The organism is Sphingomonas sp. CFBP 13714, from assembly GCF_014842205.1.
Taxonomy (GTDB): domain Bacteria; phylum Pseudomonadota; class Alphaproteobacteria; order Sphingomonadales; family Sphingomonadaceae; genus Sphingomonas; species Sphingomonas aerolata.
Window position 1 is genome coordinate 151,994 of record NZ_JACYVG010000003.1, and the last position, 11,982, is coordinate 163,975.

The 11,982-nt window shown below is 66.4% G+C and carries 4 protein-coding genes; 2 read left to right on the forward strand and 2 right to left on the reverse strand.

Translation table 11 applies throughout. The features are described from left to right. Window positions 1-179 precede the first annotated feature (179 nt). On the forward strand, window positions 180-1,958 hold the full coding sequence (locus IFT54_RS08610; protein ID WP_192070317.1) for a tetratricopeptide repeat protein: 1,779 nt from the start codon (window positions 180-182) through the stop codon (window positions 1,956-1,958). Window positions 1,959-2,051: 93 nt separating this feature from the next. Here the strand turns inward: IFT54_RS08610 and IFT54_RS08615 are convergent, their stop codons facing one another. After that, a complete protein-coding gene (locus IFT54_RS08615) occupies window positions 2,052-5,144 on the reverse strand; it encodes a TonB-dependent receptor plug domain-containing protein (protein WP_244648736.1) in 3,093 nt (1,030 codons plus the stop codon). A gap of 609 nt (window positions 5,145-5,753) precedes the next feature. On the opposite strand from IFT54_RS08615, the gene IFT54_RS08620 reads away from it, so the two are divergent. Beyond that, window positions 5,754-9,203 carry an amidohydrolase family protein gene (locus tag IFT54_RS08620; RefSeq protein WP_192070318.1) on the forward strand — a complete coding sequence of 1,150 codons (3,450 nt, stop codon included), beginning with the start codon at window positions 5,754-5,756 and terminating at the stop codon, window positions 9,201-9,203. Window positions 9,204-9,276: 73 nt separating this feature from the next. Here IFT54_RS08620 and IFT54_RS08625 read toward each other — a convergent pair whose 3' ends face one another. Then, window positions 9,277-11,820: a PepSY domain-containing protein gene (locus tag IFT54_RS08625; RefSeq protein ID WP_192070319.1), complete on the reverse strand. Its 2,544-nt coding sequence runs from the start codon at window positions 11,818-11,820 to the stop codon at window positions 9,277-9,279. Between the last annotated feature and the right edge of the window lie 162 nt (window positions 11,821-11,982).

An 11,982-nucleotide genomic window follows, 5' to 3' on the forward strand; every position in this document is an offset into this window, starting at 1 on the left:
CTTTCGGGGCACCGCGTGATCCCGAGGGTCCAGAATGGGGTGAGAAGCAGACATTTTTACAGACGGTGCCTGAAGATCGTCTGTACCGGTACCCTGGTCTCGGAATGACTTGATTTCGGGTTCGGTCAGGAGCTTCATGTACATCCGAATGCTTTGAGGTAATGCGGGGCTTCAGACAAATGAAGCGGTGGTTGCTCTTCATCCTGGGTGTGGCCGTCAGCGTCCCGGTGCAGGCGCAGCTTGCGGCACCGGTGAAGAATGGCGACTCGACCATCATCGTCACGGGCAACCGAAGCCGCGAATCCAAGGTGGAGTTGAGCGAGTGGCGAATGGCGGAAACGCCGCACGTCGTCGTTTTCAGTCAGGGCGACGAAACGGCATTGCGACGCACCGCGCACAATCTCGAAAAGCTGCACTTCCTGCTCTCGGTCCTTCATGGCCGGGTGGATCAGCCTGACGAGACGATCAAGATCGCCGTGACGATGATCGGCGATGTCGCGGCGTTCGAACAGCTTCGACTGACTGATTTGCGCTGGCAATATGGTCCCTTCCCGCAGGCGTTCGAAAAGACGATCTACTATGATCCGCGTGATGAAGGGTCGGTGCTCGCAACGACCGAGGAGGGCGTAAACCTGGTTCTTCAGCCCTCCGTCGGCCGCAAGACGAGCCGCAATTGTACGCGCGAGCAGGACCGAAACCCTCCAATCGTCGATTACTACATAAGCCCCAGGGTGACGGCGACCGGACAGCCGACGTACGACGTGAACCAGATTCTCGGACAGCTCGCGGTGAACGAGATTGCCTTTTGCCAATGGGCCGAATCCCGCGTCTATGCCGCCTTCGCCCAGAACTACCTGATGACCTATTTTCCGGCAGCGTATCCGCGCTGGTATCTTCAGGGGTTCGGAGAATTGTTCGCGACGATGGAAGCCGGCGACGACTACGTCGAATATGGCCACCTTCCACCGGGCTACGCGAAGGTCATGCATCATTACGGTCTGTATCCGGTCACGCACATCCTCGATGGGCGCTATCTCTCGGGCAAGGGTCGGGCCTGGACGCCCTATCACGCATGGCGGCTGGTCCACCTCCTGTATTTCTCCGAGGAGTGGAAGCCGCGGCTTCACGGCTATCTGAACGCCCTGGCACGGGGTGACGACTTGCAGACCGCCGCGAGCGCCCTTGGCGATCCGAGCCAGTTCCAAAGCGCCGTGACCGCCTACCGAGGCCGCAAATTACAGGCTGAGAAGATGGCCTTCCCGGCCGATCGCGCGCCGGAACCCAGCATCCGACGTCTGACCCGGGCGGAGGCCGGGCTGATCCGTGGCCGGCTTGAACTCGGCGCGCGGATCGAGGTGCCCGACGCCGGCACCGACCGTGAGAAGGCGCTCGCGCGACGCTCCGCGTGGCCCAACCGGCTTCGCGACAACGCGACCCGCTTCCCCGCCCTGACCGAAAACCACCTGCTCCTGGCCGAGGCCGAATGCCGCACCGGCAATCCCGAAGCCTGTCTCGACGCCGCCGAACGGGCGATTGCACTGTCGCCGACCGAAACACGCGCGCTGGTATGGAAAGGCACGGCGCGGACGCAACTGGCTATACGCGCTCCGGCGGCCGAACGTCGGCAGCGGCTTGCGGACGCGAGACGTTTCATCGTCAGGGCCAACCGCCTGGACCCGGAGAGCAGCCTTGCGCTGATCGCGTATCACGACAGCTTTGCGACCGCGGGCGAGCAGGCCCCGGATGTCGCGGTAGAGGGGCTGTACAAGATCGTTCAGTCTGCGCCCGCCGCGCCCGGTCCGAGACTGAAGCTCGGTGAGGAGCTGATCGCCCGCGACCTTCGGGGTGAAGCGCGCAAAATGCTGCTGCCGGTCGCCAAAGGGGCGTTCTCAACGCCGGAACAGCCCGTCGCCGCTGCTTTGCTGTCGCCAGCGGGGGCGACGGAGCCAGGACGTTAGAGGCTGCTAAAATCCGGCGTTCGCAGACCGTAGCAAGTTGAAACATCGCCAGGGTCCTGATCCGGACCCCGGCGATCACATCAGTCGGTCGCGTTACAGCCGCAGCGAGACCCCTGCGACGAGCTGCCGGCCGAGCAGGTCATACCCCATCACGGTATTGCCGCGCAGCAGACCGATCCGCGAACGGCTGTCCGGGATGAGCGGCGGATCGCGGTCGAAGATGTTGTTGGCAGCCAGCCGGAACGTCATCTGCTTGTTGATGTCGAAGCTGAGCGCCACGTCGATCCAGTTGTACGAACCGACACCCGGGTATTGATCGCGCCGGGCGCTCGCGTCCTGGGCGGGGATACCGGTGTCCTCGGGCGCGTAGATATCGAGCGGCATCGCGCCGCGGTGGCGCCAGTTGACCGACAGGCTGGTCGTGCTGTCGGGCGCGGTCCAGGTGGTGCGGAGCTGGTGCTTCCAGCGCGGCATGCTCTCGCCGCAGAGATTGCCGAAATATCCCACGCAGTTGCGCGGTTCGATCGTGGGCGACGATTGCGAGCCAACGCGGGTCATCAGCGTCCCGTTGAAGCTCATGTCGAGCCGGCCGACGCCGCCCAGACCGACATTATACTGCCCCTGGAAATCCCAGCCATGCGACTGCGACTTGTAGCCATTGGCCGAGCCGCGAGCCACCCAGCCCGTCGACGGACTGGTCGCAGGCGAGCTCGAGAGCGTGCCGGTGCCGGGATTGCGGACGATGCCGCGGCAGAAATATTCGTTCCCGGTCGCAAGGCACTCGCCGATGATGTTCTGCGGCTGGAGGAAGTCGAGCTGGTCCTTCAGATCGATCAGCCAGCGGTCGATCGACACCGTCAGGCCGGGTAGGAAGCGTGGGCGCAGCACGACGCCGAACGTCTTGGTGAAGGCACTTTCGGGCGTCAGGTTGAACCCGCCCTCGCGCACGGTGCAACGATCGTCAGGACAGATCAGCGAGGCACTGCCATAGAGATTGTCGGCAAGGCCGGTGTTACGGCATTGCTGCAACGTCGCGGACGGCGCCAGTCGCGCGCCATTGGGGTTCGACGGGTCGATCCGCGGCGCACAGGGATCGGCATAGAAGCCCTGGTTCCAGAAGATGTTGGCGGCACCCTGCGCGGTGCTGACACCCGGTGCGGCCTGGGACTTGTTGTACGAGGCGCGCAGCGTGATGTCCGCCACGGGCGACCAGAGCCCCTCGACCTTCCAGGTATCGAACTTGCCGGCGAGCCGGTTGTACTGCGACACGCGGTAGCCGGCGTTGACCTGCAGCAGCTCGGCGAAGCGGCGATGTTCGATCAGCGGTGCCTGCACCTCGGCATTGGCTTCGAGGATGCTTTGCGTGAAGCGCTGGTTCTCGCCGCCATTGTTCTGCTGGAAGATCTCGTTGACGATGGTGCGTTCCATTTCCTCGCGATATTCCGCGCCCAGCGCGATCGCGATGCCCTGGTCCGCGAGTGGCGAGGTAATGCCGTATCGGCCCAGATCGCCGCTGACGGTGCCGACGAACTGCAACAGGCGCGGAATGCGCGTGCTGATCCCGCCGGTCGCGCCACCGTAGAGATACTGGTTGAGCGCCGCATCCTGGTTGAACGGCGCGAACGCGTTGAAGGGCACGCAGGACGGATCGGTCCCGTTGACGACCGCACGACAGGTCGGCGTGCCGTTGACCCGGACGACGTCGAGCGAACGATTGATGTTCTCGAAGCGCGCGAACGGCACGTCGATGGTGTCGAGGCGCGCGCGCGAGATCATGCCCGCGACATCGTACGACCACACGTCGTCAAAGCCGCGCCCGCGCAGCCCCGCGACGATACGATAGCCCTCGTTGGTGAAGCGCTGCCGCACCAGTGGCAGCCCATCGAATCGATAGCGGACGTCGATCGGCGCATATTGTCCGGCGACACCGGCGTTGTCGCCGCACAGATCCTGTGCCTGCGAGGACGACAGGAACGCGTTGTCGCAATTCACGCGGAACGGGTCCGAGCCGTACGCACCGAAGTTGAACGTCCGATTGAGCTGGGTGTTGTAGGACTTGTCGCGGTAGAACAGCCCGTTGCCGTACAGCTCGATGTCATCGCTGATCTTGGCGGTCAGGAAACCGCCAAGGTTGACGCGGTTGAACGCGCGCTGGACCGCCCAATTGTCATAGGGGTTGGCCGACGAGCCCTGCGGCCCGCTGTTGATCGGAATGAAGGTCCCGTTGCCGTTGGGATTGTTGACCAGGATCTGCCCGGCGCGCGGCCCCGACTGCGGAATGATCGTACCGGCGGGCGTGAAGCTTGCACGCGAACAACCGAGCGGCGAGGTGTTGGTCGGCTGGACCGCCTCGCAAACCGAATAGGAGCGATCGACCAGCTCGATTGGATTGGACTGGCGGTAGTTGATGAACCCGGTGAGGTTCACCCGGTCGTTGAACAAATTGGTACCCGCCGCCAGGCTGACATCCGAACGACCACCGTCATTGGTCAATCCGCGTTTGGCGGCGAAACCCGCGCGACCTGCCGCCTCGGTGACCGCGTTGCTGCCATTGTCGTGATTGTAGAAGCTGTAGTTCGCGTCGAGCCGGATGCCTTCGAAGTTCTTCTTCAGCACGAAGTTGACGACGCCCGACACCGCGTCGGATCCATAGACGGACGAGGCACCGCCGGTGAGCACGTCGATCCGCTCGACCAGTGCGTTCGGGATGATGCCGACATCGACCGTGTTGGCGAGGCCCATGCGGAGGCCGTCGATCAGCGTCAGCGTGCGCTCATAGCCCAGGCTGCGCAGCTTGATGCGCTGGCGACCTTCGGAATCGCTGAAATTCTGTTCCGAGTTCACCTGAACCTGCGGCAGGCGGTTCAGCACCTCCTCGATCGTCGTCGCGCCCTGTGCCGCGATTTCTGCGGCAGTCGTCGTCACGATCGGCGCGGCGGACCGGTTGTTCGGCCGCGCGATGCGCGTGCCGGTCACGACGATATCCGACGCTTCCCGCCGATCGCCGGTGCGTTCGGCATCTGCGGCGAGCTTGGCGGAGGCGACGGGATCGCCGATCGCCGTCTGGCTTTCCTGCGCACCATCGCCCGCGCCTGTATCCGACGCCTGGGCCTGCGCCTGAGCCGGCATCGCAAACAACGCCGCGACGCAACATGTCGTAGTCAGAAACCCTTTGAACAGCACCATTCCATTACCCCCCATGTTGCCGATCGGGTCACATGGATGGTGATGCATCGTATCGATTGCTGCCGACCCTGTTCGGAAGCGTTCGATGAACAACAGGAAGCGCTTTCATCGGGATCTGTCGCCCCGTGACCTTGCTGACCTTGTTCGGCATTACCATCCGGACCCTCGGACAGGCACATGCTGTCACGTCCCAAATATCAAAACAATACCAATAATTTCAGAAATGACACGCGGTATGGATTTTGTGTCGTAACGGTCTCAATCGGTATCAATGACAGGACTTTGCGTTCCTCAGGCCGCACCATTCCGCTTCCGTTGCGAGTCCGTCCGCCATGGAATAGTATCCGCTGGGGTCATTGCTATCGGTCGTCGGTCAACGCGTCCAAAGCGCAAGCAAGGTGGAGAAACTTGCTTGTGACGCGACGCTCTAGACTCGGCGTGACGTGCTCTCGCCTTCCATCCACTTGCGACCGGCGAAGATCACGTCCGAGGCCGGTACAAAGCGGAGCGGCGACGACAGGACGAGAAGCGACCCGCTAAAAGAAATTTGCGAGTGACGATCGCGATCAATCGGTTAGACCCTGCCGCACAAGGGGGGATCTCTACACCATGAAGCACCGCGCACTGACCGCCATCGCACTCTGCCTCGTCGCCACCGAACTGTCCGCACAGACCACGCCGCCACCCGCCGCCAAGCCCGTCGAACGAACCCAGGCGCCCGAGAATCAGGCGACGGCGCCCACCCCCGCGACGACCCGCGCCGACGCCAACCCGTCGCCCCAGCCCGTCGCCGCAGCCCCGGTCCCTATCGCCGTGCCCGCCAATGCCTCGGCTGCCACATCGAAATCGTCCGCCAAGCCGCCGGTCTGGGACGTCATGCAGCCGCGCGGACTGAAGACGCGCGAAATCGGCCTGCATGTCGACGAGGGCAGCTGGATGAACGTCGACGTCTCGCCCGACGGCCGGCTGATCGCCTTCGACCTGCTCGGTGACCTCTACACCATGCCGATCACTGGCGGCACGCCGCGACGTATCGCCGAGGGGCTGGCGTTCGAGCATCAGCCGCGCTTCTCGCCCGACGGCCGCCGCATCGCCTTCACGTCGGACCGCGGCGGCGGCGACAACATCTGGGTGATGAACGTCGACGGCAGCGACAAACGCCAGGTGACGAACGAGGATTTCCGCCTGCTCAACCAGCCGAGCTGGAGCCCGGACGGCCGGTTCATCGCCGCCAAGAAGCATTTCACGACCGGCCGCTCGCTCGGCACGGGCGAGATCTGGCTCTATCACGTCTCGGGCGGCGGCGGCGTCCAGCTCGTCAAGCGTGCGAGCGAGGTGCTGCAGAAGGAACTGGGCGAGCCAATCTACGCGCCCGACGGCAAGAGCATCTTCTACACGCGCAACATCTCGCCCGGTCCGATCTTTGAATATGCGCAGAATTCGCGCACCGACCTGTTCGATATTGAACGCTATGACGTCGACAGCGGCGAGGTCAGCACCGCAGTATCGGGGGTCGGCGGCTCGGTCCGGCCGACACCGTCGCGCGACGGCAAGCGGATTGCCTTTGTCCGGCGCGAGAACAACGTCACCAAATTATGGGTGAAGGACTTCGCGACCGGGGTCGAACGCATGATCTATGGCCCGCTCGACCGCGACGTGCAGGAAACCTGGGCCGTTACCGGGGTCTATCCCGACATGGCCTGGACGCCGGGCGACACGGCGATCGTCTTCTGGGCGGGGGGCAAGCTGCGCCGGGTGGCGCCCGACGGCTCGGGCGCGGCAGTGATCCCGTTCCGCATCGACGATACGCGCGTCATCGTCGATGCAGTCCATCCGCAGGTCGCGGTCGCACCCGACCGGTTCGCGACGAAGATGCCGCGCTGGGCAAGCGTCTCGCCCGATGGCCGCACCGTCGTGTTCGAGACGCTCGGCAAGCTGTGGACCAAGCCCGTTGCGGGTGGCACCGCGACGCGGCTGACGCGCGGCGCGGACGAATTCGAACTGTTCCCGAGCTGGTCGCGCGACGGCCGCCAGATCGTGTTCGTCGGCTGGACGGACACGGGCCTCGGCCAGATCCGGACGATCGCGGCAGGCGGCGGCTCGCCCCGCACCGTCACGACCGTCGCCGGCCATTATCGCCGCCCGCGCTTTTCACCCGACGCGCGCACGATCGTGTTCGAACAGGGCCCCGGCGGCGGGCTGACCGCGGCGCGGGGCAATCCCGACGCCGGGGCCTACCGCGTCGCCGCCAGCGGCGGTGCGCCGGTGCGGATCGCCAAGGAGGCGAGCGGCCCGCAATTCGGGGCGGCGAACGACCGCGTCTTCCTGATGGCGACCGAGAAGGACAAGCGCCAGCTGATCAGCACCGACCTCAACGGACAGGACCGCCGCGTCCATGCCTCGGGCGAGCTGGTCAATGACTATCAGATCTCACCACAGGGCGATTACGTCGCCTTCCGTCAGAATTACGAGGCGTTCGTGATGCCGCTGATGCCGGGACGCCAGGCGGTCGAGACCGATGCCAAGGGCGGCCCCCTGCCCGTCACCCGCGTCAGTGGCGACGGTGCGGACTTCATCAACTGGTCGAACGACGGCCGGCAGATCCACTGGAGCGCGGGCCCGACGCTCTACACGGCCGAGACCGCGGCGCTGTTCCGCGCGGTGCCGACGCCGAAGGGTGAGGACGCGCCGAAGTTCGTCGCGCCGCGCACCGGCACCTCGCTGTCGATGGACATCGCCGCCGCCAAGCCTGACGCGACGGTGGCGCTGACCGGCGCACGCGTCGTGACGATGGCGAAGGCCGATGGCGGGATCATCGACGACGCCACGATCCTGATCCGCGGCGACCGCATCGTCGCGGTCGGGCCACGTGGTACGATCGCCATTCCCGCAGGCGCGAAGACCGTCGACCTGGCGGGCAAGACGGTTATCCCCGGGTTGGTCGACGCGCATGCGCATGGTCCGCAGGGCGAGGACGAGATCGTACCGCAGCAGAACTGGTCGGCGATGGCGAACCTCGCGCTCGGCACCACGACGATCCACGATCCGTCGTCGCGCTCCGCCGAAATCTTCCCGGCGGCCGAGATGCAGCAGGCGGGCATGCTGCTCGCGCCGCGCACCTTCTCGACCGGCGAGATCGTCTATGGCGCGAAGGCGCCCGACGTCTATGCGCAGATCGACACCTATGAGGACGCGCTCGCCGTCGTCCGTCGCCTCAAGGCGCAGGGTGCGCGCAGCGTGAAGAACTACAACCAGCCGCGCCGCGAGCAGCGCCAGATGGTCGTCGCGGCAGCGCAGGCGGAAGGCATGGAAGTCGTGCCCGAGGGCGGCTCGCTCTTCACGCTCGACATGAGCCTGGTGCAGGACGGCAATTCCACGGTCGAGCACAACGTTCCGCTCGAGCACTTCTACGCCGATGTGGTCGACCTCTGGTCGCAGTCGACGGTCGGCTACACGCCGACGCTCGTAGTCGCCTATGGCGGGCCGGCGGGCGATCCCTATTGGCGCGCGCATAGCGACGTGTGGCGGCATCCGCTGCTCGCCCGCCATGCGCCGCCGGCACTGCTCGCGGCGCAAAATGCGCGGCGCGAGATCGCGCCTGAGGAGGATTATGTCGATGGCGCGACCGCACGCGAGGCGCGCAAGCTCGCGGTCAAGGGCGTGCCCGTGGCGATCGGCGCGCACGGCCAGCAGCCGGGGCTCGGCGCACATTGGGAACTATGGAGCTTCGTCCGGGGCGGATTCACCCCAATCGAGGCGCTGCGCGCAGGTACGATCGAATCGGCACGATCGCTGGGATACGCCAAGGACGTCGGATCGCTCGAACCCGGCAAGCTCGCCGATCTGGTCGTGCTGACCGCCGACCCGACCAGCGACATCCGCAACAGCGACAAGGTCGCGCAGGTCATGCTCGGCGGCCGCCTCTACGACGCCGCGACGCTGAACGAGACGATCACCGGCACGCGCAAGCGCCAGGCTTATTGGTGGGAGGGCGGCAGCGCGGGCGCCGATACGGGCGCACGCATCACCGTCGGCCACGGACACGGGGATGTCGACTGACATCGCCGGTCGCGACCGGCGCTGGGGGTCGACTGACATCCCCGGTCGGAACCGGCGCTGAGGTCGACGGCGGTCAGTAGATGTCGCGGCGGTACAGCCCGGCCTCGCTCATCGCCTCGACCCGGTCGTCGCCGAGGATGATCCGGAGTTCGGCATCCACCGCGCCGGCCATCCCGACGAGACTGCCGCAGACATAGATCGCCGCCCCCCGGTTCGCCCAGTCGCGCATTCGGTCGGCCTGTTCCGCGACCAGCGCCTGGACATAGCGCCCGCAGCCGGCATCGCGCGAGAAGGCACGGTCGATCCGCTCGAGCGTACCCGCGGCATGCAGCGCATCGAGTTCGGCGGCGAGCGGGCGATCGTACGCGCTGCTGCGTTCGCCATAGAACAGCCAGGCGGGCGCGCCGCCGGTCCGCGCCCGCTCGCGAAGATGCGCCATCAACCCGGCGAGGCCGGTGCCGTTGCCGATCAGCACGAGCGGGGTCGCCGGATCCATCGGTGTCGCAAACCCCGGATTGGCGCGAAGCCGTATGGCGATAGGATCACCGATCGACGCCACTTCCGTCAGCCACCCCGAACCGATGCCGAGCCCGCCATCGGCTGCGGGACATTGCCGCACGAGCAGCTCGACACGGCCCGACTCTGGTAGCGACGCGACCGAATATTCTCGGTGCGAAAGCGGCGGCAGCGCCAACGGATCCCGCCCCCCTGCCTCGAAGGTCGCCGGATCGGGCAGCGTCGCCTTGGTGAGGGCGACCGCGACCCGGCCGTCATCGACGATCCCGCAATCGGCCAGGAACCGCGCGACGCGGGCCGGATCGTGACGCGGCTCGATCTCGGCGATCGCGCCCGGTGCCCAGCGCGTGCCCGCGGGAATGCCGAGTTCGACCCGGTACATCGGCGCGCCCGGGCTGTCGGGATTGAGCCATGTTCGTGCGACCAGCGGCCAGGCGGCATAGTCCGCCGGCTGCCAGTCGGGCTGCGCCGGATCCGCGCCGATCGCGTGAAGCTGTTGCTGCCACTGGCGTTCGCCGTCCGCATCGGCCGCATCGAGCTCAATCCGGTCGAACAGGCGCTGCGCCCCACTCGCATGCAGCCACGCGTCGACGCGCTGACCAAAGGCGCAATAGTCGGGATATTCGTGGTCGCCCAGCGCCAGCACCGCGTAGCGGACCCCGTCGAGATCGGCCGGCGCGGCCATCACGCGACGCTCGAACGCCCGGGCGGTGTCGGGCGCATCGCCCTCGCCATAGGTCGCCACCACGAACAGGACGGTGCCGGCATCGCGCAGATCGGCCGGCGACACCGTCGCCAGCGGCCGGATCGCAGCACCCGGGAACGCCGCAGCGCTGAGGCGTGCGAGACGCTCGGCGGTGCCGGTCTGCGAGGCGTGGACGACCAGCACGCCGGGTCGGTCCGCCCCCCCGTTGTCGGCCGAGGCAGGAACCACGACCGCCGCCAGCGCCCGCTTGGTCCGCCGGCGGCCGAGATACAGCAGCAGGCCGGTGACCGTGAACAGCGGCATCGTCAGGCTCGTCAGGAACAGCGCGATCCGCCCGGGCAGACCGAAGAATGCCCCCGTGTGAAGCGGGTAGATGCTGGTCGCGATCGTCTCGCCGACGCCGCGCTCGGCATAGCGCTCCGCCTTGGTCAGCGCACCGCTCCGCGCGTCAAAGCGGAGTTCGTCGGTCATCCGGTCGGACCGCGCGCCGATCGGTACCATCCGCATCGTCACTGGCGCCGCGCCCTGCGGGACCGTGATCGTCACCCGGTCGAAACGCGAACCCTCGCTACGCTGGAACCCCGCCCAGGCCGGGGCGATCGGTCGCGACTCTTCCGTCACATCACCCCGGTCGCCGCGACGGCCACCCGGCGCGCGCCCTTCACGCCCGCCGCGTTCCGGACGCTCGGTCGTGCCGGTCAGCATGTACCGCGCACCCCGCTGATACCAGTCATAGGACCACCAGAGGCCGGTCGCTGCACTCAGCAGGTAGAAGACGAGCACCCAGCCGCCGATCACCGCATGAAGCGCCCGGTACAGGTTGCGCCCGGTCTTGCGCAGATCGAGCACGAACCAGGCGCGCCAGTCGAGCGGGTGGCGCGGCCAGCGCAGATACAGCCCCGACACCGCGAAGAAGACGAGTGCCAGCGCGGACAGGCCGGTCAGCTGGCTGCCGATGCCGTTGCGTCCACCCGGCAGCGCGAGCCAGCGATGCAGATTCTCGATCGTGCGAAACACCCCCGCGCCGGTGGCGGTGCCGAGCAACCGGCCGGTTCGCGGGTCAATATAGCTGCGCTCGCCACCGCGCTGGCCCTTCTTCGCCGCGAAGCGAACCTGCGCCGCAAGCTTGGGATCGCGCACGATCGTCAGATCCTGCACCCGCTTGCCCCCGCGCTGTGCGGATGCGGCCCGGACCAGAGCATCGGGCGACAGCCTTGCCGCATCGCCCGCTCCATTCGGCAGCGGTGCGAGGGTCACCACGCCCGGGCTGAGCGCCGCCATGATCTCGTCCTCGAACGCCATCGCGGCGCCGGTCACGCCCATCAGTGCGAGCACGAACCCCGCGGTAATCCCCAGAAACCAGTGCATCTGGAACAGCACGCGGCGCAGCGTCATTGCGCGCAGTCTCGAACGATCATCATCTGCCTTCAGCCCCCCAGATCACGGATGCCGCACTATCACGTATTGCTATTGGTTCTCAAGTGCAGCTTTGAGCAGGTGTTGGCGGACGGTCTTCGTCACGCATCGACGCTTGCCCGGAGGTCGCGGATCGGCAAG